Below are 23,859 nucleotides of genomic sequence, written 5' to 3' on the forward strand. Positions count from 1 at the left end.
GGTCAGTTTCGCGTCATGTCGTAGAGCGCCTTGAGCAGCTTGCCGCGGCTGAACACCAGCTGCCAGCGGTGGCCGCCGAGCTGACGCCACAGGCGCGCCGAGCGAATGCCTGCGAGCAGCAGGGCGCGGATCTTCGCTGCGTTGTTCGGCTGCTGCAGGAAGCGCATGTCGCCGTGCACCTGGATGCGCTGGCGGAAGGTGCTGATGGTGTCCTGGTACAGGCCGCCGCAGGCGGCGATGACATTGTCGTGGACCAGGCCGAAATGCTCGACCTGTTGCTGGATCTGGTCCAGGCGGCTGCCCATGATCTGCAGCATGTCGCTGCGCTTGTCCAGTTGGCGCTCCAGGCCGATCATTGCCAGGGAGTAGCGCAGCGGCTCGCGCTGCAGGGCGGACGGGTTGCGTTCCAGCGAACTGATCAGCGCGCGATAGCCATCACGCAGGTTGAGATCGTCGCCGCCGTAGACGTCCAGCGTGGTTTGCGGATCGCGCACCAGCAGGCTGCCGAGCATGCAGCTCATCGAGGCTTCGCTGACCTGGCCGGTGCGGGCGATCTTGTCGGCCAGCACGGCGGCTTCGAATACCGCGCCGAGCGCGACCAGCTGTTCCTGCATCGGAGTCATCGGGCGTCCTCGTACCAGGCTTGCGCGGTTTCGATCACGCCGCCGCCGAGGCACACCTCACCGTCGTAGAACACCACGGACTGACCCGGGGTAACGGCGCGCTGCGGCTCGTCGAACACGGCGCGATAGCCGTTCTCGGTCTTCTCCAGAGTGCAGCTTTGATCGCTCTGGCGGTAACGCACCTTGGCCGTGAGGCGGCGCGGCGTGCTCAGGTCCACGGGGTTGACCCAGTAGATGTCCGAGGCGAGCAGGGCGCGGGAGAACAGCCAGGGGTGTTCGTTACCCTGGCCGACGATCAGCACGTTGCGCGTCAGGTCCTTGCGCAGCACGTACCAGGGATCGTCGCCGGCATCCTTGAGGCCACCGATGCCCAAGCCCTGGCGCTGGCCAATGGTGTGGTACATCAGGCCGTGATGACGGCCGATGACCTGACCTTCGGTGGTTTCGATGTCACCCGGCTGTGCCGGCAGGTACTGCTTGAGGAAGTCGCTGAAGCGGCGTTCGCCAATGAAGCAGATGCCGGTGGAGTCCTTCTTCTTCGCCGTGGCCAGCTCGTATTTTTCGGCAATGGCGCGTACCTGCGGCTTCTCCAGCTCGCCGACCGGGAACAGGGTCTTGGCGATCTGCTCGCCACCGACGGCGTGCAGGAAGTAGCTCTGGTCCTTGTTCGGGTCCAGGCCCTTGAGCAGCTCGGTACGGCCCTCGATATCGCGACGGCGCACGTAGTGGCCGGTGGCGATCAGGTCGGCACCGAGCGACAGGGCGTAGTCGAGGAAGGCTTTGAACTTGATCTCGCGGTTGCACAGGATGTCCGGGTTCGGCGTACGTCCGGCCTTGTATTCGGCCAGGAAATGCTCGAACACGTTGTCCCAGTACTCGGCGGCGAAGTTGGCGGTGTGCAGCTTGATGCCGATGCGGTCGCATACGGCTTGGGCGTCGGCCAGGTCGTCCATGGCAGTGCAGTATTCGGTGCCGTCGTCTTCGTCCCAGTTCTTCATGAACAGGCCTTCGACCTGGTAACCCTGCTCCATCAACAGCAGGGCGGAAACGGACGAGTCGACGCCGCCGGACATGCCGACGATCACGCGTTGGGTGCTAGGTGCTTGCATGGGAATCTGCGAGTGAAGCCTGAAAAGTTGTCGAGTTTAACAGGTAGGGTGCGCTATGCGCACCGAGCACTTGCCACGGTGTCCGTGGTGCGCACGGCGCAACCCTGCGCAACGGCATATGCTCGCGTTCAATCGCGCACCAGCTCCAGCGGTCCGTTTATGCCGGCCAGGTAATCATCCACGCAACGCAACACCAGCTCGCTGCGCCAGCGCTCGGGTTGCACCGCCAGCTCGTCGCGGGTCAGCCAGGTGATGCCGCTGATGTCGCTGTCCAGCTCGCGCGCGGGGTCATGGTGCACGGGGCGGGCGCTGAAGCACACGCGCTGGTAGGTCACGCCGTTGCTCGGGGCGGTATAGAGGTAGATGCCGAGCAGGCCGGTGAGTTCGACCTCCCAGCCGGTTTCCTCAAGGGTTTCGCGCAGCGCCGCCTCGCGCAGCGATTCGTTGGCTTCCAGATGGCCGGCCGGCTGGTTGAGCACCATGCGGCCAGCCTTGAATTCTTCGACTAACAGAAAACGGCCATCGTCTTCGATTACCGTGGCCACGGTGATATGGGGTTGCCATTCCATCTTCGCGTTCTCCGGTACTGTTTGCTGGACGAGCCCCGCAGGAGCGATTGTCCGTATCCATAAATAAAGAACCCCGGCACCAGGCCGGGGTTCTTCTGACACTCAAGCCTGATCAGGCATTCAGCGCAGCCAGGGCCGCGTTGAAGGTGGCGCTGGGGCGCATCACCTGGCTGGTCAGCTCGGGGTTGGAGCGGTAGTAGCCTCCGATGTCGACCGGCTTGCCCTGTACGGCAGCCAGTTCGCCAACGATGGTCGCTTCCTGCTCGGTCAGCTGCTTGGCCAGCGGGGCGAAGTGAGCCTTCAGCTCGGCATCGTCGTTCTGCTCGGCCAGGGCCTGGGCCCAGTACAGCGCCAGGTAGAAGTGGCTGCCGCGGTTGTCGATCTCACCCACCTTGCGCGCCGGGGACTTGTTGTTGTCCAGCAGCTTGCCGGTGGCCTGGTCCAGGGTCTTGCCCAGTACCTTGGCCTTGGCGTTGTTGGTCTTGATGCCGGTTTCTTCCAGCGACACGGCCAGGGCCAGGAACTCGCCCAGGGAGTCCCAGCGCAGGTAGTTCTCTTCGACCAGCTGCTGCACGTGCTTGGGCGCCGAGCCGCCGGCACCGGTCTCGTACATGCCGCCGCCCGCCATCAGCGGAACGATGGACAGCATCTTGGCCGAGGTGCCCAGCTCCATGATCGGGAACAGGTCGGTCAGGTAGTCACGCAATACGTTGCCGGTCACCGAGATGGTGTCCAGGCCACGAATCATGCGCTCCATGGATACGCGGATGGCTTCGTTGTAGCCCATCATGCGGATGTCCAGGCCGGTCAGATCGTGGTCCTTGAGGTACAGCTCGACCTTCTTCTGCAGCTCGCGATCGTGAGCGCGCTCCGGGTCCAGCCAGAAGATCGCCGGGGTGTTGGACTGACGGGCGCGGGTAACGGCCAGCTTGACCCAGTCGCGGATCGGCGCGTCCTTGGTCTGGCAGGCGCGCCAGATGTCGCCGGCTTCGACCTGGTGCTGCATCAGCACGGTGCCGTCGGCAGCGACGACGCGCATGGTGCCGTCAGCGGTCATTTCGAAGGTCTTGTCGTGGGAGCCGTATTCCTCGGCCTTCTGCGCCATCAGGCCGACGTTCGGCACGCTGCCCATGGTGGTCGGGTCGAACGCACCGTTGGTTTTGCAGAAGTTGATCATTTCCTGGTAGATGCGCGCATAGGTGCTCTCAGGCATGACGGCCTTGGTGTCTTTCTGCTTGCCGTCCTTGCCCCACATCTGCCCGGAGTTGCGGATCATCGCCGGCATCGAGGCGTCGACGATCACGTCGCTCGGGATGTGCAGGTTGGTGATGCCCTTGACCGAGTCGACCATGGCCATTTCCGGGCGATGGCTGTAGACCTCGTGGATGTCGTGCAGGATCTCTTCCTGCTGCGAGGCGGGCAGGGCCTTGATCTTGTCGTAGACGCTGCTGATGCCGTTGTTCGGGTTGACGCCCAGCTCTTTGAACAGCTCGCCGTACTTGTCGAACACGTCCTTGTAGTAAACGCTGACCGCGTGGCCGAAGACGATCGGGTGGGAGACCTTCATCATGGTCGCCTTGACGTGCAGGGACCACATCACGCCGGTTTCCTTGCAGTCCTGCAGGGTCTTCTCGAAGAAGTCACGCAGCTTGCGGCAGCTCATGAACATGCTGTCGAACACTTCGCCTTCCTGCAGGGCCAGTTGCTTCTTGACCTCAACCTTGCCGTCCTTGCCGACGAACTCGATGCGCACGTCACCGGCCTTGGCCATGGTGATCGACTGCTCGCTGGAGAAGAAGTCGCCGCCGCGCATGTAGTCGGCGTGGGACTGCGAAGCCATGCTCCACTTGCCCATGCTGTGCGGGTGCTTGCGCGCATAGGCCTTGACCGCGGCCGGCGCGCGGCGGTCGGAGTTGCCTTCGCGCAGCACCGGGTTCACCGCGCTGCCCAGCACCTTGGCGTAGCGCGCGCGCACTTCCTTGTCTTCTTCGCTCTGCGGATCTTCCGGGAAATCGGGAATGTTGTAGCCCTGGGCCTGCAGCTCGGCGATGGCAGCCTTGAGCTGGGGTACGGAGGCGCTGATGTTCGGCAGTTTGATGATGTTGGCGTCCGGCTGCAGGGTCAGCTCGGCCAGTTTGGCCAGGTCGTCATCGATGCGCTTGTCGGCGTCCAGGCGGTCAGCAAAGCTTGCCAGGATCCGTCCAGCAAGAGAGATGTCGCGGGTTTCAACGGAGATGTCAGCCGATGCGGCAAAGGCTTCTACAATGGGCAGAAGCGAATAGGTAGCAAGGGCCGGAGCTTCGTCGGTGAAGGTGTAGATGATCTTCGAAGGGGTGGACATTTAGCGTTAACTCTCTTCTTTGCTGAGCGCGCATAGAAACTCGACCTGCGCGGGTAGGCGCCTGGACCCCATGGTGGCGGGGCCGGGTCGAGGACTCGCCGCGGTGATGTTGGATGCACCCGTAGAGTGTCGAGCATTTCGATCCGGCAGACAGTGGTGGCCGTTTACCGGTTTCAAGAGGTTGCTGCCTGGTTCCAGGCAAGTGGCCCCTTATGACTCGTTAGTCACCTAAGCAGTATACCACTGCGGCACCTCGCCGCAGAATGCCCAGTTGAATAAGACCTTTGCACATGTGTCTCGCCCGACGGGATTGCGCTACTCTCGGGGATGCACACTGCCTAACCACAAGATGGAGTCCAGCATGGGATACCAAAAGATCCAGGTGCCAGCCAGCGGTGACAAAATTACCGTCAATGCCGATATGTCGCTGAACGTTCCGAACAATCCGATCATCCCGTTCATCGAGGGTGACGGTATCGGCGTCGATATTTCCCCGGTGATGATCAAGGTCGTCGACGCTGCCGTCGAAAAAGCCTATGGCGGCGCCCGCAAGATCTCCTGGATGGAAGTTTACGCCGGTGAGAAGGCCACTCAGGTTTACGATCAGGACACCTGGCTGCCGAAAGAAACCCTCGAGGCCGTACGTGATTACGTGGTCTCGATCAAAGGCCCGTTGACCACGCCTGTTGGCGGCGGCATTCGTTCGCTGAACGTGGCCTTGCGTCAGGAGCTCGACCTCTATGTCTGCCTGCGTCCGGTGCGCTGGTTCGAGGGCGTACCCAGCCCGGTGAAAAAGCCGGGTGATGTGGACATGGTGATCTTCCGCGAGAACTCCGAAGACATCTATGCCGGCGTGGAGTGGAAGGCCGGCAGCCCCGAGGCCGAGAAGGTCATCAAGTTCCTCACCGAGGAAATGGGCGTCAAGAAGATCCGCTTCACCGACATGTGCGGTATCGGCATCAAGCCGGTTTCCGAGGCAGGCACCAAGCGCCTGGTGCGCAAGGCCCTGCAGTACGCAGTGGACAACGACCGCAGCTCGGTGACCCTGGTGCACAAGGGCAACATCATGAAGTTCACCGAGGGTGCCTTCAAGGAATGGGGTTACGAGATCGCTCGCGAGGAGTTCGGCGCCGAGCTGCTCGATGGCGGCCCCTGGATGCAGTTCAAGAACCCGCGTACCGGCAAGAACATCGTGGTCAAGGACGTGATCGCCGATGCCATGCTGCAGCAGATCCTGCTGCGTCCGGCCGAGTACGACGTGATCGCCACCCTCAACCTCAACGGTGACTACCTCTCCGACGCACTGGCGGCCGAAGTCGGTGGCATCGGTATCGCGCCCGGCGCCAACCTGTCCGATTCGGTGGCCATGTTCGAGGCTACTCACGGTACCGCGCCGAAGTATGCCGGTCAGGACAAGGTCAACCCGGGCTCGGTCATTCTCTCTGCGGAGATGATGCTGCGCCACATGGGCTGGAGCGAGGCGGCCGATCTGATCATCAAGGGCACCAACGGCGCCATCGCCGCCAAGACCGTGACCTATGACTTCGAGCGTCTGATGGAGGGAGCGAAACTGATGTCCTGCTCCGAATTCGGCGATGCGATGATCAGCCACATGTGATCGGCAGATCGGTTCAGAGCGTGAAAAAAAGGCCGGTCACATGACCGGCCTTTTCATGGCGACTTGCCAGGGTACTCAGACTTCGACAGTGCTCGCGATATTTTGCGCCTGGGGTACGGCCGCTGGGGCGTCCTGGGTGGCGGTAACCGCGCTGATATTGACCGCATGCAGTCCTTTGGGGCCTTGCACGATCTCGAAGCGGACCGGCTGGCCGGCCTTGAGTGTTTTATAACCGTCCATCTGGATGGCCGAGTAGTGGGCGAACAGGTCCTCATCTCGGCCATCGGCCAGGATGAATCCATAGCCCTTGGCGTTGTTGAACCACTTGACCTTACCACTGAGCATGCTGATATCCCTCTGCAAAGGACTCCATCTCTGGAGTATCATCCACTTCGATTCCGCGCGATAACCGACCAGGCTGGGCGAAGGCGTGGAACCCCGGATACCCACCAATGGGTATTCATTGTTTGTAACACCCTTTTGCCGATAGTCAAGGCTATACGGCGGACGGCTGAGAACTCAGTCAAACTCCCTCTAGCATCCCTGTTCGTCCGGCCCCGAACCTCTGATTCCAGCATGCATGCAAGTAGCCAGATTCGACTAACATTCAATCAGGATCACCCGGCAGAGCATGAGGACGACTCGTCCGGTATCGCTGTCCAGGAATCCAAGCCAGCATTGCAGGCACCACCGATGTACAAGGTGGTCTTATTCAATGACGACTACACCCCGATGGATTTTGTCGTCGAAGTGCTTGAAACCTTTTTCGGCATGAACCGGGAGCTGGCGACCAAGATCATGCTGACCGTCCATACAGAAGGACGTGCGGTATGTGGCGTGTATACCCGCGATATTGCGGAGACCAAGGCAATGCAGGTCAACCAGTACGCGCGGGAGAGTCAGCATCCGCTACTCTGTGAAATAGAGAAGGACGGTTAACGCCGGCCACTTGGGTATGAGGTGAAGCTATGTTGAATCGAGAGCTCGAAGTCACCCTCAATCTGGCTTTCAAGGAGGCCCGTGCCAAACGTCATGAATTCATGACGGTCGAGCATCTGCTGCTCGCCTTGCTGGATAACGAAGCTGCGGCCAGTGTACTGCGGGCCTGCGGGGCCAATCTCGACAAGCTGCGCCATGATCTGCAGGAGTTCATCGACTCCACCACGCCACTGATTCCGCAGCACGACGAGGAGCGCGAAACCCAGCCGACCCTGGGCTTCCAGCGCGTGCTGCAGCGTGCAGTGTTCCACGTGCAGAGTTCCGGCAAGCGTGAAGTGACCGGCGCCAACGTGCTGGTGGCGATCTTCAGCGAGCAGGAAAGTCAGGCCGTGTTCCTGCTCAAGCAGCAGAGCGTGGCCCGTATCGACGTGGTCAACTACATCGCTCACGGTATTTCCAAGGTCCCTGGCCATGGCGATCAGCATGAGCACGACCAGGACATGCAGGACGAGGAGGGTGGCGAGTCGTCCACCTCCGGCAACCCGCTGGATGCCTACGCCAGCAACCTCAACGAGCTGGCGCGCCAGGGGCGTATCGATCCGCTGGTCGGTCGCGAGCATGAGGTCGAGCGCGTAGCGCAGATTCTCGCCCGTCGGCGCAAGAACAACCCGCTGCTGGTGGGTGAGGCCGGTGTCGGCAAGACCGCCATCGCCGAGGGCCTGGCCAAGCGTATCGTCGACGAGCAGGTGCCCGATCTGCTGGCCGACAGCGTGGTCTATTCCCTGGACCTTGGTGCGCTGCTGGCCGGGACCAAGTACCGCGGCGACTTCGAGAAGCGCTTCAAGGCGCTGCTCAATGAGCTGCGCAAGCGTCCGCATGCCATTCTGTTCATCGACGAGATCCACACCATCATCGGTGCCGGTGCTGCATCGGGTGGGGTAATGGATGCCTCCAACCTGCTCAAGCCGATGCTGTCCTCTGGCGAGATTCGCTGCATCGGTTCCACCACCTTCCAGGAATTTCGCGGCATCTTCGAGAAGGATCGCGCTTTGGCGCGGCGCTTCCAGAAGGTCGACGTGGTCGAACCGTCTGTGGAGGACACCGTCGGCATCCTCAAGGGGCTCAAGGCGCGTTTCGAGCAGCATCACCATATCGAGTACAGCGATGAGGCCCTGCGCGCCGCGGCCGAGCTGGCTGCGCGCTACATCAACGACCGGCATATGCCGGACAAGGCCATCGACGTGATCGACGAAGCCGGCGCCTATCAGCGCCTGCAGCCGGAAGACAAGCGTGTGCCGCGCATCGACGTGGCGCAGGTCGAGGACATCGTCGCCAAGATCGCGCGGATTCCGCCGAAGCATGTGTCCAGCTCCGACAAGGAGCTGCTGCGCAACCTCGAGCGTGATCTCAAGCTCACCGTGTTCGGTCAGGATGCCGCCATCGATTCGCTGGCCACCGCGATCAAGCTGTCGCGCGCCGGGCTCAAGGCGCCGGACAAGCCGGTCGGCTCCTTCCTCTTCGCCGGTCCCACCGGCGTGGGCAAGACCGAGGCGGCTCGTCAGTTGGCCAAGGCGATGGGCATCGAGCTGGTGCGCTTCGACATGTCCGAGTACATGGAGCGGCATACCGTTTCCCGTCTGATCGGCGCGCCGCCTGGCTACGTCGGTTTCGATCAGGGCGGTCTGCTCACCGAGGCCATCACCAAGCAGCCGCACTGCGTGCTGCTGCTCGACGAGATCGAGAAGGCGCATCCGGAAGTCTTCAACCTGCTGCTGCAGGTGATGGACCACGGCACGCTGACTGACAACAACGGGCGCAAGGCGGACTTCCGCAACGTGATCCTTATCATGACCACCAACGCCGGTGCGGAAACCGCCTCGCGTGCGTCGATCGGCTTCACCCAGCAGGATCATTCCACCGATGCCATGGAAGTGATCAAGAAGAGCTTCACGCCGGAGTTCCGCAACCGTCTGGACACCATCATCCAGTTTGGTCGCCTCAGTCACGAGACGATCAAGAGCATCGTCGACAAGTTCCTCACCGAACTGCAGGCGCAGCTGGAAGACAAGCGTGTCACCCTGGAGGTCAGCGATGCGGCGCGCAGCTGGCTGGCCGAGCGTGGTTACGACGTGATGATGGGCGCCAGGCCGATGGCGCGTTTGATCCAGGACAAGATCAAGCGCCCTCTGGCAGAGGAAATCCTCTTCGGCGAGCTGGCCGAGCATGGCGGCGTGGTGCACATCGACATCAAGGATGGCGAGCCGAGCTTCGAGTACGAGACGACGGCGGAAGTCGCCTGATCGAAGGCAACACCAACGAAAACGCCCGGCAGTGCCGGGCGTTTTCGTTTGGTGCTTGGCTTAACGGGCGCGGTAGGTGATGCGGCCCTTGCTCAAGTCATAAGGTGTCAGCTCGACGCGCACCTTGTCACCAGTGAGAATGCGGATGTAGTTCTTGCGCATCTTGCCGGAGATGTGCGCGGTAACGACGTGCCCGTTTTCCAACTCCACGCGGAACATGGTGTTGGGCAGGGTGTCGACGACAGTGCCTTCCATTTCGAAGCTGTCTTCTTTCGACATGCAGTAAAGCCCTCGGTATCCAGGAAATGGCCCGGTGCAACTGGCGCCAGGCAAAAGCGGCGTGCATTGTGCCCGAAAACAGGAGGCTGCGCCAAGGGGCTTGGATTGTTCGGCTTGCCTTGAGGGCGCGCGTGATTAGGTCAGAAGCGTCCAGCGCTGATTGACGAACAGTTCGATGGGCCGGTACTGGGTCTTGTAGTTCATCTTGCGGCAGTTCTTGATCCAGTAACCAAGGTAGACGGCCCCCAGCCCCAGGCGCGCGGTCTCGCCGATCTGCCAGAGGATGGCGAAGCGCCCCAGGCTGCGGCGCTCTTCGGCCGGATCGTAGAAGGTGTAGACCGCCGAAAGACCGTTCGGCAGAACGTCGGTCACCGCGATGGCCACCAGGCGTCCCGCCAGGCGGAATTCATAGAAGCGCGAGAACGGCAGGTCGCGGACGAGGAAGGTGGAGAACTGGTCGCGGCTCGGTGGGTACATGTCGCCATCGGCGTGGCGCTGTTCTATGTAGCGCACGTAGAGGTCGTAATACTCCTCGGTGAAGGCGGGGCGCACGGGATGCACGCTGACGTCTTCGTTGCGCTTGAGAATGCGTCGCTGCTGGCGATTGGGTGTGAACAGGGCGGCCGGGATGCGTGCCGGAATGCAAGCCGTGCACTGCTGGCAGTGTGGGCGGTAGAGGTGGTCGCCGCTGCGGCGAAAGCCCATTTCCGAAAGCTCGGCATAGACCAGCACGTCCATGGGCTGACTGGGGTCGAGAAACAGGGTGGTGGCCTGCTCCGCGGGCAGATAGCTGCATGGATGTGGCTGAGTGGCATAGAACTTCAGGCGGGCCAGCTCGGTCATGGCGGTGTCTCGGGAAAGCCTGATAAAGAGTGTAAGCCAGGCTTGCTCGATCGACTAGGCGAGCCAGTCGGCTCGGCTGGGCAGGTCGAGATGGCGCTGCAGATAGTCGGCGAACGTCGCGCGGGGTATGGCCCTGGCGCCGAAGCTGTGCAGGTGCTGGGTGGGCATCTGGCAATCGATGAGCACGAAGCCCCATTCCTGCAGCTTGCCGACCAGCGTGGCAAAACCCACCTTGGAAGCATTGTCGGCGCGGCTGAACATGGATTCGCCGAAGAACAGCTGGCCGATGGCCAGGCCATAGAGGCCGCCCACCAGTTGCTCGTCCTGCCAGACCTCGACCGAGTGAGCGATGCCGCGCTGGTGCAGCTGCCTATAGGCTTCCTGCATGCCGCGGGTGATCCAAGTGCCGTCGGCATAAGCGCGCGGTGCAGCGCAGGCAGCGATGACGGCGGCGAAGTCCTGATCGAAGGTGACGCGATAGCGCTGTTGGCGCAGCAGTTTGGCCAGGCTGCGAGATATGTGGAGTTCCTGCGGGAACAGTACGGTGCGCGGGTCGGGTGACCACCAGAGAATTGGCTGGCCGTCCTGAAACCAGGGAAAGCAGCCATGGCGATAGGCGCTGATCAGGCGTTCGGCGCTCAGGTCGCCGCCGGCCGCCAGCAGGCCATTGGGTTCGCGCATGGCCTTGGCCAGTGGCGGGAACTGAAAAGAATCACGTTGCAGCCAGGTCAGCATGCGCGGTTGTCCAGCGGGGCGGGGGAGGGCGAGCGCAGTGGCTCGCCCTGGTGCTTCAGTTGTTGTCGAGGAACTTCTCGACATCCAGCGCGGCCATGCAGCCGGCGCCGGCCGAGGTGATGGCCTGGCGGTAGACGTGGTCGGCCACGTCGCCGGCGGCGAATACGCCCTCGATGCTGGTGGCGGTGGCATTGCCTTCGCTGCCGCCCTTGATCTTCAGGTAGCCGTCATGCATGTCCAGCTGACCGACGAACAGCTCGGTATTGGGCTTGTGGCCGATGGCGATGAACACGCCGGCCAGCGCCAGTTCCTTGGTGCTGCCGTCGAGGGTGCTTTTCAGGCGCACACCGGTCACGCCGCTCTGGTCGCCCAGCACTTCGTCCAGGGTGTGGTTCCAGTGCAGGCGCATGTTGCCGTTCTCGACCTTGTCGAACAGCTTGTCCTGCAGAATCTTTTCCGAGCGCAGCTTGTCGCGGCGGTGCACCAAGTGCACTTCCTTGGCGATGTTCGACAGATAAAGCGCTTCTTCAACGGCGGTGTTGCCGCCACCGATCACGGCGACCACCTGGTTGCGATAGAAGAAGCCATCGCAGGTGGCGCAGGCGGAAACGCCCTTGCCGGAGAAGGCTTCTTCCGACGGCAGGCCGAGGTACTGGGCGCTGGCGCCGGTGGCGATGATCAGTGCGTCGCAGCTGTAGGTGCCGCTATCGCCCTTGAGCACGAAAGGGCGGCTCTGCAACTCGGCGGTGTGGATATGGTCGTAGATGATCTCGGTGTCGAAGCGCTCGGCGTGCTTCTGCATGCGCTCCATCAATGCCGGGCCGGTGAGGCCTTCGACGTCACCCGGCCAGTTGTCCACTTCGGTGGTGGTGGTGAGCTGCCCGCCGGGCTGGATGCCGGTGATGACCACAGGCTTGAGGTTGGCGCGCGCGGCATAAACGGCGGCGCTGTAGCCCGCTGGGCCGGAGCCCAGGATGATCAGGCGGGAATGCTTGACTTCGCTCATAAAAAAACCCCATAAGCCTTTGTCACAAAAGAGAATGCGTGCTCCAATTGAGCCGCATGGAAGCTGCTGGCGGCTATGCTACACCGAAGCAGGGTGGGTGCGGGAGCTTGGCAATTGGCCTAGTCGTCAGGCTGGCCCTACAATATCCGCCTTTGCGGTTAACCATCAGATGGACGCGCCCAGGGCGCAGGAAATGGCTGTTTTGAAGAATTCCACCACCCAGATTACCGACTGGCGTCAGAAGCTTCAGTATCGACTGAAGGAAGGCGCATTGATCGCCCTGGGCGCGATGTGCCTGTATCTGCTGATGGCGCTGTTGACCTACAACGCTGCCGATCCGGCCTGGGACAATAGCGTCCAGGTCGAGCGCATCATCAATGCCGGTGGCAGCATCGGCGCCTGGCTGTCCAGCGCGTTGTTCGGTGCCCTGGGGTATTTCGCCTACATTTTCCCGCTGCTGCTGGGCATCAAGACCTGGCAGGTGTTCCGCACGCGTAATCAGCCCTGGCACTGGAACGGCTGGTTGTTTTCCTGGCACAGCATTGGCCTGGTATTCCTGATTCTCTCGGGCGCCGCTCTGGGCGACATTCATTTCGGCGCAGCCGCCGGCATGCAGGGCTCCGGCGGCGGCATGCTCGGCGCCAGTCTCGGTGACCTGGCCGTGCATGCGCTGAACGTGCAGGGCAGCACGTTGCTGTTCCTGGCTCTGTTTCTGTTCGGCCTGACCGTTTTCACCGATCTGTCCTGGTTCCGCGTGATGGACCTGACGGGCAAGATCACCCTCGACCTGATCGAGCTGATTCATGGCGCCATCACCGGCTGGTGGAACGCCCGCAGCGAGCGCAAGCAGATGGTTGCGCAGCTTCGCGAGCTGGATGACCGCGTCATCGAGGTCGCCGCACCGGTGGTGTCGGATCGTCGTGAGCAGGCCAAGGTCAAGGAGCGCCTGATCGAGCGCGAAGAGTCCCTGAGCAAGCACATGAGCGAGCGCGAGAAGCGTCCCGCGCCGGTGATCACCCCGCCGGCACCGCCGAAGGCGGCCGAGCCGAGCAAGCGCGTGCTGAAGGAAAAACAGGCGCCACTGTTCGTCGACACCGCCATCGAAGGCAGCCTGCCGCCGATTTCCATCCTCGATGCCGCCGAGAAGAAGCAGAAGCAGTTCTCCCCCGAGTCGCTGGAGGCCATGTCGCGCCTGCTGGAGATCAAGCTCAAGGAGTTCGGTGTCGACGTGGTGGTCGAGTCGGTCCATCCCGGCCCGGTGATTACCCGTTTCGAGATTCAGCCCGCCGCCGGCGTCAAGGTCAGCCGCATTTCCAACCTGGCCAAGGACCTTGCGCGCTCGATGGCCATGGTCAGCGTGCGCGTGGTCGAAGTGATTCCCGGCAAGACCACCGTGGGCATCGAGGTGCCCAACGAGGACCGGCAGATCGTGCGCTTCTCCGAGGTGCTGTCCTCGAGCGAATACGACGACGCCAAATCGCCGGTCACCTTGGCCCTGGGTCACGATATTGGCGGGCGCCCGGTGATTGCCGATCTGGCCAAGATGCCGCACCTGCTGGTGGCCGGTACCACCGGTTCCGGTAAGTCGGTGGGCGTCAATGCGATGATCCTGTCGGTGCTGTTCAAGTCCACGCCGGAAGAGGCGCGGATGATCATGATCGACCCGAAGATGCTGGAACTGTCGATCTATGAAGGCATTCCGCACCTGCTGTGCCCGGTGGTCACCGACATGAAGGAGGCGGCCAACGCGCTGCGCTGGTCGGTCGCCGAGATGGAGCGCCGTTACAAGCTGATGGCGGCCATGGGGGTGCGTAACCTGGCGGGCTTCAACCGCAAGGTGAAGGATGCCATCGAGGCCGGTACGCCGTTGCATGATCCGCTCTACAAGCGCGAGTCGATGGACGATGAGCCGCCGCACCTGAAAACGCTGCCGACCATCGTCGTGGTCGTCGACGAATTCGCCGACATGATGATGATCGTCGGCAAGAAGGTCGAAGAACTGATCGCGCGTATCGCGCAGAAGGCGCGTGCCGCCGGCATCCACCTGATTCTCGCCACCCAGCGTCCGTCGGTGGACGTGATCACCGGCCTGATCAAGGCCAACATCCCCACCCGCATGGCGTTCCAGGTGTCGAGCAAGATCGACTCGCGCACCATTCTCGACCAGGGCGGTGCCGAACAGCTGCTCGGCCACGGCGATATGCTCTACCTGCCGCCGGGTACCGGTCTGCCGATTCGTGTGCATGGCGCCTTCGTCTCCGATGACGAAGTGCATCGCGTGGTCGAGGCCTGGAAGCAGCGCGGTGCGCCGGATTACATCGAGGACATTCTCGCCGGTGTCGAGGAAAGCGGCAGCGGCTTCGAAGGTGGCGGCGGTGGCGAAGGCGGCGAGGGCAGCGAGGAAGACCCGCTGTACGACGAGGCCGTCAACTTCGTTCTGGAAAGCCGCCGTGCCTCCATTTCCGCGGTACAGCGCAAGCTGAAGATCGGCTACAACCGCGCCGCGCGAATGATCGAGGCGATGGAGATGGCTGGTGTGGTCAGTTCGATGAATACCAACGGCTCGCGCGAGGTACTCGCGCCCGGTTCATCACGTGACTGAGTGTTGCGCGTCGCGGATGAACGGCTGAATTCGCGGTCTACAGGATTCACGGCGGCTCAGGTGCTGCCGAGCAGTGCGAGGTACGGAGTCGCCTCGCCATTCTCATACGACTCAAGGGGTTTATATGCGTGTTATTCGCCTGCTGATGCTGGCTGCTCTGAGTTTTACCCTGCTGACCGCCCAGGCCGACGAAGAGGCGGCCACCAAGCGCCTGACCGAGCTGCTCAGCCAGGCGCAGACCATCAGCGCGCGTTTCTCCCAACTGACCCTCGACGCCAGCGGCACGCAGCTGCAGGAGACCGCCGGGCAACTGGTGCTCAAGCGTCCGGGCCTGTTCCGCTGGCACACCGATGAGCCCATGGAGCAGCTGCTGGTCTCCAACGGCCAGAAGGTCTGGCTGTACGACCCGGACCTGGAGCAGGTGACCATCCAGAGCCTCGATCAGCGCCTGACTCATACGCCGGCGCTGCTGCTGTCCGGCGACGTGTCGCAGATTCGCGAGAACTTCGAGATCGACTACAAGGAAGGCGGCAGCGTGGTCGACTTCATCCTCAAGCCCAAGGCCAAGGACAGCCTGTTCGACAGCCTGCGCCTGTCGTTCCGCAATCGCATGCTCAACGACATGCAACTGATCGACAGCATCGGCCAGCGCACCAACATCCTGTTCCTCAATGTGAAGATGAACGAGCCGGTGGAAGACCATCTGTTCACCTTCGACATTCCGGAAGGCGCAGACGTCATCCAGGAGTAAGCCGTGGATCTGTTCGGCCGCCAACCCGTCGCGCAGCCTCTGGCTGCGCGTTTGCGTGCCACCAGCCTGGACGAGTACGTCGGGCAGGAGCACGTGCTGGCGCCGGGCAAGCCGCTGCGTGAGGCGCTGGAGCAGGGCGCGCTGCATTCGATGATCTTCTGGGGGCCGCCCGGCGTGGGCAAGACCACCCTGGCGCGCCTGCTGGCCAAGGTCACCGATGCGCATTTCGAGACCATCTCGGCCGTGCTTTCGGGGGTCAAGGAGATTCGCCAGGCCGTCGAGGTCGCCCAGCAGCACGCCGCCCAGTACGGTCGGCGCACCATCCTCTTCGTCGACGAGGTGCACCGCTTCAACAAGAGTCAGCAGGACGCCTTTCTGCCCTATGTGGAAGACGGCACGCTGATCTTCATCGGCGCCACCACGGAAAACCCCTCGTTCGAACTGAACAACGCGCTGCTGTCGCGCGCCCGCGTCTATGTGCTGAAAAGCCTGGACGAGGCGGCGATGCGCAAGCTGGTCAATCGCGCCTTGACCGATCCGAAAGGCCTGGGCGAGCGCCATCTCAGCCTGCCGGACGAGGCCTTTCAGATCCTTCTGGCTGCCGCGGATGGCGACGGCCGTCGTTTGCTCAACTTCCTCGAGAATGCCGCCGACCTGGCCGAGGACGGTGGCGAAATCGGCGTCGAGCTGCTGCAGAACCTGCTGGGCGACAGCCGCCGCCGCTTCGACAAGGGCGGTGAGGCGTTCTATGACCAGATTTCCGCCCTGCACAAGTCGGTACGCGGTTCCAATCCGGACGGCGCGCTGTACTGGTACGCACGCATGCTCGATGGCGGCTGCGACCCGCTCTATATCGCCCGGCGCGTGGTGCGCATGGCCAGCGAGGACATCGGCAACGCCGACCCGCGCGCCCTGACCCTGTGCCTCAACGCCTGGGATGTGCAGGAGCGTCTGGGCAGCCCCGAGGGCGAGCTGGCGGTGGCTCAGGCCATTGTCTATCTGGCCTGCGCGCCGAAGAGCAACGCGTTGTACATGGCCTTCAAGGCGGCCATGCGCGATGCCGCCGAGCAGGGCTCGCAGGAGGTGCCGCTGCACCTGCGCAATGCGCCGACCAAGCTGATGAAGCAGCTTGGCTATGGTGAGGAGTACCGCTACGCCCATGACGAGCCGGATGCCTACGCCGCTGGCGAGGACTACTTTCCCGAAGCCCTGGAGCCGCGCCAGTACTACGTTCCGGTGCCGCGCGGCCTGGAGCTGAAGATTCGCGACAAACTGCAGCACCTGCGCAATCTGGACGCCAGCAGCCCGAGGCAGAGAAGAAAATGATGATCCGCGTTGCACTCGCCGTGGCCGCAGGGGGCGCGGCAGGCTCCGTCATGCGCTTTCTGCTGGCGAGCTGGGTCGCTGCCAACTGGCCACGGCACTTCTACCTGGGAACCTTCGCCGCGAACATCATTGGCTGCCTGTTGATTGGCCTGTTATCCGGCCTGTTCCTGGCCCGCAGCGATCTGCCTCTGGAGCTGCGTACCGGCCTGATTACCGGTGTGCTGGGCGGTTTCACCACCTTTTCGTCCTTCAGTCTGGAAATCATCAAGCTGATGGAAGGCGGGCGCGCCGTGGAAGCCTTCTGCTATCTGGCATTCAGCATCCTTGGCGGTCTGCTGGCGGCCTGGGCAGGACTGACCCTGGCTCGATTGGCATCCTGACCCGCTAAGGCTTTACACTCCACAACCCGCGCCACACTGCTGGCCATCACCATTTCGTCGTTGTCCTGAGACCCGAACATGCTCGATTCCAAACTTGTCCGCACGCAACTCACCGAAATCGCCGAGCGCCTCGCTACCCGTGGCTTCGCCCTCGACGTCGCCCGCTTCGAGGCCCTGGAGAGTCAGCGCAAGTCGGTGCAGGTGCGCACCGAGCAACTGCAGGCCGAGCGTAACAGCCGTTCCAAGTCGATCGGCCAGGCCAAGGCGCGCGGTGAGGACATCGCACCGCTGCTGGCGGAAGTCGATCAGATGGGCAGCGATCTGGAAGCCGGCAAGCGCGAGCTGGACGCCATCCAGAACGAGCTGGACAACCTGCTGCTGAACATCCCCAACCTGCCGCACGAGTCCGTGCCGGTCGGCGCGGATGAGGACGGCAACGTCGAGGTGGCGCGCTGGGGCACCCCGCGCAGCTTCGATTTCGAAATCAAGGATCACGTCGCCCTCGGCGAGCAGCACGGCTGGCTGGACTTCGAGACCGCCGCCAAACTGTCCGGCGCGCGTTTCGCTCTGCTGCGCGGCCCCATCGCCCGCCTGCATCGCGCCCTGGCGCAGTTCATGATCAACCTGCACACCGGCGAACACGGCTACGAAGAGGCCTACACACCGTATCTGGTGCAGGCCCCGGCACTGCAGGGCACCGGCCAGCTGCCGAAGTTCGAGGAAGACCTGTTCAAGATCCGTCGTGAAGACCAGGCCGATCTGTACCTGATCCCGACTGCCGAAGTCTCGCTGACCAATATCGTCGCCGGTGAAATTCTCGATGCCAAGCAGCTGCCGCTGAAGTTCGTCGCCCATACCCCGTGCTTCCGCAGCGAGGCGGGCGCCTCCGGTCGCGACACCCGCGGCATGATCCGCCAGCACCAGTTCGACAAGGTGGAGATGGTGCAGATCGTCGAGCCGTCCGAGTCCTTCGAGGCGCTGGAGGGTATGACTGCCAACGCCGAGCGTGTGCTGCAACTGCTCGAGCTGCCGTACCGCAAGCTGGCGCTGTGCACCGGCGACATGGGCTTCTCCGCGGTGAAGACCTACGACCTGGAAGTCTGGGTGCCGAGCCAGGACAAGTACCGCGAGATTTCCTCCTGCTCCAACTGTGGCGACTTCCAGGCGCGCCGCATGCAGGCGCGTTACCGCAACCCGGAAACCGGCAAGCCGGAGCTGGTGCACACCCTCAACGGCTCCGGCCTGGCGGTGGGTCGTACCCTGGTGGCCGTGCTGGAGAACTACCAGCAGGCCGACGGCAGCATCCGCGTGCCCGAGGTGCTCAAGCCCTATATGGGCGGTATCGAGGTGATCGGCTAAGCCGGTGATCGCGGTGCAGAATACGGGGTGGCAATGGCCGCCCCGTTTTTGGCCTGGCGATGATCGCCGCGCGTAGGGTGCGCCGTGCGTACCAAGGCCCTCCATCGTAGGTTGGTGCGCGCGGCGCACCCTACGGACGTCCTCCTGCGAGGCTGATTGATGCAATTCCTTCCGCTGTTCCACAAGCTGCAGGGTCGCCCGGTACTGGTTATCGGCGGTGGCGAGGTCGCGCTGCGCAAGGCGCGCCTGCTGAGCGATGCCGGCGCGCGTCTGCGCGTCGTTGCGCCGGAGATTCGCAGCGAGTTGCAAGAACTGGCCGGGGCCGACGGCATTTGCCTGCGCGGCTATGCCAGCAGCGATCTGCAGGGCGTTGCCCTGGTCATCGCCGCCACCGATGACGAGCCGCTCAACGCACGTATTTCTGCCGAGGCTCAGGCGCAGGGCATTCCGGTCAACGTGGTGGACGCGCCGGCACTGTGCAGCGTGATCTTCCCGGCCATCGTCGATCGCTCGCCGCTGATCGTCGCGGTCAGCAGCGGCGGCGATGCGCCGGTGCTGGCCAGGCTGATCCGCGCCAAGATCGAAACCTGGATTCCGGCCACCTATGGCCAGCTGGCCAACCTGGGCAAGCGCTTCCGTGATCGGGTCAAGCAGCTGTTTCCCGACGTACAGCAACGTCGGGTGTTCTGGGAGGACGTCTTTCAGGGGCAGATCGCCGAGAGCGTGTTTGCCGGCAAGCCGGAAGAGGGCGAGCGCCTGCTGGAGGAACGTCTGGCCGGTGCGGCGCCACGTGCGCTGGGCGAGGTCTATCTGGTCGGCGCCGGCCCGGGCGATCCCGATCTGCTGACCTTTCGCGCCCTGCGCCTGATGCAGCAAGCCGATGTGGTGCTCTACGACCGCCTGGTGGCGCCGGCCATCATCGAGCTGTGCCGGCGCGATGCCGAGCGCATCTACGTCGGCAAGCGCCGCGCCGATCATGCCGTACCGCAGGAGCAGATCAACCAGCTGCTGATCGACCTGGCGCGTCAGGGCAAGCGCGTGCTGCGCCTGAAAGGGGGCGATCCGTTCATCTTCGGCCGCGGTGGCGAAGAGATCGAGCAGCTGGCCGCCGAGGATATTCCGTTCCAAGTGGTGCCGGGTATTACCGCGGCCTCCGGTTGCGCGGCCTATGCCGGGATTCCGCTGACCCATCGCGATCATGCGCAGTCGGTGCGTTTCGTCACCGGTCACCTCAAGGACGGCAGCAGCAACCTGCCCTGGAAGGATCTGGTGGCGCCTGGGCAGACGCTGGTGTTCTACATGGGCCTGGTCGGGTTATCCGGCATCTGCGAGCAATTGATCGCGCACGGCCGCTCGCGTGCAACGCCCGCGGCGCTGGTGCAGCAGGGCACCACGCAGAATCAGCGGGTCTTCACCGGCACCCTGGAAACCCTGCCGCAGCTGCTAGCGCAGCACGAAGTGCATGCGCCCACCCTGGTGATAGTCGGAGAAGTAGTCACCCTGCGGGACAAGCTGGCCTGGTTCGAAGGCGCTCAGGGCAGCCTCTGACGCATCACGACGGAAGCCTCTTGCGAGGCTTCCGTCATCGCTATCAACGCTTGAATACACCCTTGCCCGGCAGGCGCTGGCGGTCATGCGCGCGGGTGAAATCCTGCTGCGGCCCCTTGGGGATCACCCCGGTCGGGTTGATGGTGGCGTGGCTGGCGTAGTAGTGCGATTTGATATGGGTGAAGTCCACCGTCTCGGCGATCCCCGGCCACTGATACAGCTCGCGCAGCCAGTTGGACAGGTTCGGATAGTCCTCGATGCGCCGCAGGTTGCACTTGAAGTGGCCGTGGTAGACGGCGTCGAAGCGGATCAGCGTGGTGAACAGGCGGATGTCGGCCTCGGTCAGGTATTCACCGGCCAGATAGCGATTGCTGTCCAAAAGTGCTTCCAGCTCATCGAGCATGGCGAACAGCTCGTCGAAGGCTTCTTCGTAGGCTTCCTGGGTGGTGGCGAAGCCGGCGCGGTAGACGCCATTGTTCACCGCTGGGTAGATACGCTCGTTGAGCTGGTCGATACGTTCGCGTAGCGGCTCTGGGTAGAAGTCCAGGTCATTGCCGGTCAGGCCGTCGAAGGCGCTGTTGAACATGCGGATGATTTCCGCCGACTCGTTGCTGACGATACCGCCGCTCTGTGTGTCCCAGAGTGTCGGCACGGTGACGCGGCCGCTGTAGTGGGGATCGTCGGCCGTGTAGCGCTGGTGCATGTAGCTGAGGTTGTCGAGACGGTCGCCACTGGAGCCGAAATTGCGGTCGAAGGTCCAGCCGTGCTCGCGCATCAGCCAACTGACCACGGATACGTCGATCAAGGATTCCAGACCCTTGAGCTTGCGCAGAATCAGGGTACGGTGAGCCCAGGGGCAGGCCAGCGAGACGTACAGGTGATAGCGCCCGGCTTCGGCCTTGAAACCGCCGTCGCCACTTGGGCCGGCGCTGCCGTCGGCGGTTACCCAGTTGCGGCGTTGTGCGCTTTCGCGCTGGAAGCGGCCACTGTCGCCGGTGTCATACCACTGGTCGTGCCAGCGTCCATCGATCAGCAAACCCATAACGCTTGCCTCCGTTCTTGAGTGAACCTGGAGTCTAGCGCTGTGAGCTCGATTAAAAGGTGGAAAAAGCTGGCTTAACCCATCGACTGGCTAGATTGAAAGCGTGCGTCCCAGCGCTGCCGGGCCTGTTCGAAAGCCTGCTCGCGCGGTATGCCCAGCCCTCGCAACGCGACGGCCATGGTGGCAACGACGGCCAGCTGGCCGTAGGCATCCTCGCGTTCGCCGCGCCAGAACGCGCTCAGGACGGTCGGGTCGAGCTGCTCCGGTTTGACGTGGCGCTGCGCCGAAAGCGCCGGCCATTCCTCGTCCCAGTCCTCGCCATCGCGGGTGCCGTACAGGTGGCAGGCCACGTCCGGGTTGACCTCGATCTCGCCGCCTTCGCCCTTGATGACGATGGCAGGGTCGCCGAGCAGGCGGCTGGCTTCGCGGTGCACGGCCTGGTAGCCAGGATGGAAGATGCTCTGCAGCCCGCAACTGGCCCCCAGCGGGTTGATGACGCGCGCCAGGGAGTGAATCGGCGAGCGCAGGCCCAGCGTGTTGCGCAGATCGATCATGCGTTGCAGTGCCGGCATCCAGTCGCCCAGGTAGCTGTAGGCCAGACCATGTCGATCGATTGCCGTTGCCACGCTCCGCCAGTCGCGGCAACAGGGGATATCCAGGGCGGTCAGCAGCTGCTCGCTATACAGGCGCCCGGTGGTATGCGCGCCACCGCCGTGCATGAAGATGCGCACGCCGCTGGCGGCCAGCGCCTTGGCCGCCAGCAGGTACCAGGGCAGGTGACGCTTCTTGCCGGCATAGCTGGGCCAGTCCAGATCGACCCTGATGCCGGGTGCGGCCAGTCGTGAGCGGATGGCTTCGGTAAAGCCGGCGAGCTCCTCCGCGCTTTCCTCCTTGTGCCGCAGCAGCATCAGGAAAGCGCCGAGCTGGGTGTCCTCGACCTTGCCGTCGAGCAGCAGGCCCATGGCTTCGCGGGCTTCCTCGCGGGTCAGGCCGCGGGCGCCGCGTTTGCCCTTGCCGAGAATGCGCACGAACTGGGCGAAGGGATGTTCGGCGGGCGTGATCAGGTTCATAGGCAGTTGGTCGGTTTCGGCAGGCCGGCGAGCTTGGCGGCGAGTTTGGCGGGCGTGCCCTTGAATAGGCGGTTGAGGTGCAGGCTGTTGCCCTTGTCCGGGCCGAGCTTGAGCGCCACGTACTTGATCAGGGGGCGATTGGCCGGCGACAACTGGAACTCATCGTAGAAGGCGCGCAGCAGGTCGAGAATTTCCCAGTGCTCGTCGCTCAGCTGCAGCTCTTCGGCGGCGGCCAGCGCTTCGGCAACCGGGTGTGACCAGTCCTGCAGATCGGCCAGGTAGCCATCCTTGTCCAGAGCGATTTCGCGTCCGGCGACGTTGAGCGTGCTCATAGCCAACTGTTGACCTTGGCGTAGCGGGTGCACAGCTCGACGAGCGCCGGGTAATCCACGGCGCTCACGCGCTCGGGCGCCTGCAGGCCGCGTGCGGCGAGGTCCTCGTCCAGGGCGTAGAGCGCGACGCTGGCGGGTATCAGCTGCAGCGCCTGCAGGTTGGCGGTGTCGGGCTGCAGGGCGTAGACCGCATCGCCGCTGAGCAGCAGCGCGTCGTTGGCACCGAGCAGGCGCAGGCAACTGGCCAGGCGGCTGTCGGCGAACGGCGAGTGGGAAAGGATATGCAGGGTGGCCATCAGAGGGTGATCACCTGGTCGTAACGATCGAGGAGGGCGGTCAGCGCGCTGTCGTCGAGGCGCTGTACCGAGATGTTCAGTTCGGCGGTATCAAGTCCGCGCTCGGCCAGGCTGCGCTGGCTGGCGTAAAGATCCTCCACGCCGAACATCGGCAGGGCCTGCAGATTGGCGCCGAGGTCCTTCTGCTGCAGATTGCCGGGCTGCTGGCGCGTGCTCAGCTGGAACACGCCATCGTCGAGAAACAGCATGCCGATGGGCAGGTCGAAGGCGCCGCCGGCCAAGGCGATGTCCAGTGCCTCGCGGGCGCCGGGGCCGCTCCAGGGCGCCTGGCGGCTGATGATCAACAGCGACTTGCTCATTCAGTGGCCTCCGAAGCAGATCAGGCGGTCGGCCTGTTGCGCCGCTTCATGCAATTGGCCGAGGCCGGAAAGCTCCCAAGGGGCCTGCAGATTGGCCGCCGGGCGGGTATAGCGCTGCGCCTCTTCGGCGTTGAGTACGCCACGCCGCAGGGCGGCAGCGATGCACACCACGGCATCGAGCCCATTGGTCGTGACGAATTCGCGCCACTCTCGGGGCAGGTCCAGCTCGTCCTGCGGGCTCACGACATTGCTGGCAGCGCTGTGCACGCCGTCCTGGTAGAAGAACAGCCGAACGATCTCGTGGCCGCCGTCCAGCGCCGCCTGGGCAAAACGCAGCGCGCGTCGCGAGGCAGGCAGATGAGGAGCAGCGAACAGGGCGATGGCAAATTTCATGGGGCGTCCGGCGAGGCAAAACTGGGGCAATGATAAGGC

The 23,859-nt window shown here is 63.3% G+C and carries 24 protein-coding genes; 9 read left to right on the plus strand and 15 right to left on the minus strand.

Annotation, left to right across the window (positions count from 1 at the left end):
* Nucleotides 1-2: 2 nt before the first annotated feature.
* From hflD to L1F06_RS10770, 4 genes are all read right to left on the minus strand, one after another.
* On the minus strand, nt 3-623 hold the full coding sequence (hflD, locus tag L1F06_RS10755) for a high frequency lysogenization protein HflD (RefSeq protein ID WP_024308143.1): 621 nt from the start codon (nt 621-623) through the stop codon (nt 3-5).
* Entirely contained in the window at nt 620-1,732 is a 1,113-nt protein-coding gene (mnmA, locus tag L1F06_RS10760; RefSeq protein ID WP_129483590.1) for a tRNA 2-thiouridine(34) synthase MnmA, read from the minus strand. Before mnmA ends, hflD begins: the two co-directional genes overlap by 4 nt.
* A 128-nt stretch (nt 1,733-1,860) precedes the next feature.
* A complete protein-coding gene (locus tag L1F06_RS10765) occupies nt 1,861-2,301 on the minus strand; it encodes an NUDIX hydrolase (protein WP_129483589.1) in 441 nt (146 codons plus the stop codon).
* 112 nt (nt 2,302-2,413) lie between these two features.
* Complete coding sequence (locus tag L1F06_RS10770; RefSeq protein ID WP_012018716.1) at nt 2,414-4,642, minus strand: NADP-dependent isocitrate dehydrogenase; 2,229 nt, start codon at nt 4,640-4,642, stop codon at nt 2,414-2,416.
* A gap of 361 nt (nt 4,643-5,003) precedes the next feature.
* On the opposite strand from L1F06_RS10770, the gene icd reads away from it, so the two are divergent.
* Nucleotides 5,004-6,260 (plus strand): NADP-dependent isocitrate dehydrogenase, encoded by a 1,257-nt coding sequence (icd, locus tag L1F06_RS10775; protein WP_003240658.1) that lies wholly within the window; start codon nt 5,004-5,006, stop codon nt 6,258-6,260.
* Nucleotides 6,261-6,335: 75 nt separating this feature from the next.
* Here the strand turns inward: icd and cspD are convergent, their stop codons facing one another.
* On the minus strand, nt 6,336-6,605 hold the full coding sequence (cspD, locus tag L1F06_RS10780; RefSeq protein WP_012018715.1) for a cold shock domain-containing protein CspD: 270 nt from the start codon (nt 6,603-6,605) through the stop codon (nt 6,336-6,338).
* Between the two features lie 231 nt (nt 6,606-6,836).
* Between cspD and clpS the strand changes: the two genes are divergently transcribed.
* Together clpS and clpA are read left to right on the plus strand one after the other, a co-directional pair.
* Nucleotides 6,837-7,199 carry an ATP-dependent Clp protease adapter ClpS gene (gene clpS, locus L1F06_RS10785; protein ID WP_003240656.1) on the plus strand — a complete coding sequence of 121 codons (363 nt, stop codon included), beginning with the start codon at nt 6,837-6,839 and terminating at the stop codon, nt 7,197-7,199.
* Between the two features lie 29 nt (nt 7,200-7,228).
* Entirely contained in the window at nt 7,229-9,499 is a 2,271-nt protein-coding gene (gene clpA / locus L1F06_RS10790; RefSeq protein WP_012018714.1) for an ATP-dependent Clp protease ATP-binding subunit ClpA, read from the plus strand.
* A 60-nt stretch (nt 9,500-9,559) separates the two neighbouring features.
* Here the strand turns inward: clpA and infA are convergent, their stop codons facing one another.
* The 4 genes from infA to trxB all read right to left on the minus strand — a co-directional run bounded on the left by infA (nt 9,560) and on the right by trxB (nt 12,362).
* A complete protein-coding gene (gene infA / locus L1F06_RS10795) occupies nt 9,560-9,778 on the minus strand; it encodes a translation initiation factor IF-1 (RefSeq protein WP_002553999.1) in 219 nt (72 codons plus the stop codon).
* Nucleotides 9,779-9,913: 135 nt separating this feature from the next.
* Nucleotides 9,914-10,621, minus strand: a complete 708-nt coding sequence (locus L1F06_RS10800) for an arginyltransferase (RefSeq protein ID WP_012018713.1) — start codon at nt 10,619-10,621, stop codon at nt 9,914-9,916.
* A 54-nt stretch (nt 10,622-10,675) separates the two neighbouring features.
* The gene (gene aat / locus L1F06_RS10805) at nt 10,676-11,356 is read right to left on the minus strand and encodes a leucyl/phenylalanyl-tRNA--protein transferase (protein WP_129484223.1); all 681 of its coding nucleotides are present in this window, start codon (nt 11,354-11,356) and stop codon (nt 10,676-10,678) included.
* Nucleotides 11,357-11,411: 55 nt separating this feature from the next.
* The gene (gene trxB / locus L1F06_RS10810; protein ID WP_003240652.1) at nt 11,412-12,362 is read right to left on the minus strand and encodes a thioredoxin-disulfide reductase; all 951 of its coding nucleotides are present in this window, start codon (nt 12,360-12,362) and stop codon (nt 11,412-11,414) included.
* A gap of 193 nt (nt 12,363-12,555) precedes the next feature.
* Here trxB and ftsK point away from each other — a divergent pair, with 193 nt between their 5' ends.
* From ftsK to cysG, 6 genes are all read left to right on the plus strand, one after another.
* Nucleotides 12,556-14,964: a DNA translocase FtsK gene (ftsK, locus tag L1F06_RS10815; RefSeq protein WP_012018711.1), complete on the plus strand. Its 2,409-nt coding sequence runs from the start codon at nt 12,556-12,558 to the stop codon at nt 14,962-14,964.
* Between the two features lie 124 nt (nt 14,965-15,088).
* Nucleotides 15,089-15,715, plus strand: a complete 627-nt coding sequence (lolA, locus tag L1F06_RS10820) for an outer membrane lipoprotein periplasmic chaperone LolA (protein ID WP_003240650.1) — start codon at nt 15,089-15,091, stop codon at nt 15,713-15,715.
* A gap of 3 nt (nt 15,716-15,718) precedes the next feature.
* Nucleotides 15,719-17,041 carry a replication-associated recombination protein A gene (locus tag L1F06_RS10825; protein WP_129482609.1) on the plus strand — a complete coding sequence of 441 codons (1,323 nt, stop codon included), beginning with the start codon at nt 15,719-15,721 and terminating at the stop codon, nt 17,039-17,041.
* A complete protein-coding gene (crcB, locus tag L1F06_RS10830; protein ID WP_129482776.1) occupies nt 17,041-17,421 on the plus strand; it encodes a fluoride efflux transporter CrcB in 381 nt (126 codons plus the stop codon). The genes L1F06_RS10825 and crcB overlap by 1 nt, the downstream gene beginning before the upstream one ends.
* Before the next feature lie 78 nt (nt 17,422-17,499).
* Nucleotides 17,500-18,780 (plus strand): serine--tRNA ligase, encoded by a 1,281-nt coding sequence (serS, locus tag L1F06_RS10835; RefSeq protein ID WP_129482610.1) that lies wholly within the window; start codon nt 17,500-17,502, stop codon nt 18,778-18,780.
* Nucleotides 18,781-18,939: 159 nt separating this feature from the next.
* Nucleotides 18,940-20,328 carry a siroheme synthase CysG gene (cysG, locus tag L1F06_RS10840; RefSeq protein ID WP_129482611.1) on the plus strand — a complete coding sequence of 463 codons (1,389 nt, stop codon included), beginning with the start codon at nt 18,940-18,942 and terminating at the stop codon, nt 20,326-20,328.
* Nucleotides 20,329-20,371: 43 nt separating this feature from the next.
* On the opposite strand, the gene L1F06_RS10845 is transcribed toward cysG, so the two are convergent.
* The 6 genes from L1F06_RS10845 to tusD form a co-directional block, all read right to left on the minus strand.
* The gene (locus L1F06_RS10845) at nt 20,372-21,370 is read right to left on the minus strand and encodes a glutathione S-transferase family protein (protein WP_129482612.1); all 999 of its coding nucleotides are present in this window, start codon (nt 21,368-21,370) and stop codon (nt 20,372-20,374) included.
* Nucleotides 21,371-21,444: 74 nt separating this feature from the next.
* Nucleotides 21,445-22,440 carry a glycosyl transferase family protein gene (locus tag L1F06_RS10850; protein ID WP_129482613.1) on the minus strand — a complete coding sequence of 332 codons (996 nt, stop codon included), beginning with the start codon at nt 22,438-22,440 and terminating at the stop codon, nt 21,445-21,447.
* Complete coding sequence (locus L1F06_RS10855) at nt 22,437-22,772, minus strand: TusE/DsrC/DsvC family sulfur relay protein (protein WP_003240638.1); 336 nt, start codon at nt 22,770-22,772, stop codon at nt 22,437-22,439. Before L1F06_RS10855 ends, L1F06_RS10850 begins: the two co-directional genes overlap by 4 nt.
* On the minus strand, nt 22,769-23,068 hold the full coding sequence (gene tusB / locus L1F06_RS10860) for a sulfurtransferase complex subunit TusB (protein ID WP_129482614.1): 300 nt from the start codon (nt 23,066-23,068) through the stop codon (nt 22,769-22,771). The genes L1F06_RS10855 and tusB overlap by 4 nt, the downstream gene beginning before the upstream one ends.
* Nucleotides 23,068-23,427 (minus strand): sulfurtransferase complex subunit TusC, encoded by a 360-nt coding sequence (gene tusC / locus L1F06_RS10865; RefSeq protein WP_129482615.1) that lies wholly within the window; start codon nt 23,425-23,427, stop codon nt 23,068-23,070. The genes tusB and tusC overlap by 1 nt, the downstream gene beginning before the upstream one ends.
* Nucleotides 23,428-23,820, minus strand: coding sequence for a sulfurtransferase complex subunit TusD (gene tusD / locus L1F06_RS10870; RefSeq protein ID WP_003240631.1), 393 nt, complete (start codon nt 23,818-23,820; stop codon nt 23,428-23,430).
* Nucleotides 23,821-23,859: the final 39 nt, after the last annotated feature.

Source organism: Pseudomonas hydrolytica (genome assembly GCF_021495345.1).
Classification (GTDB): Bacteria; Pseudomonadota; Gammaproteobacteria; order Pseudomonadales; family Pseudomonadaceae; genus Aquipseudomonas; species Aquipseudomonas hydrolytica.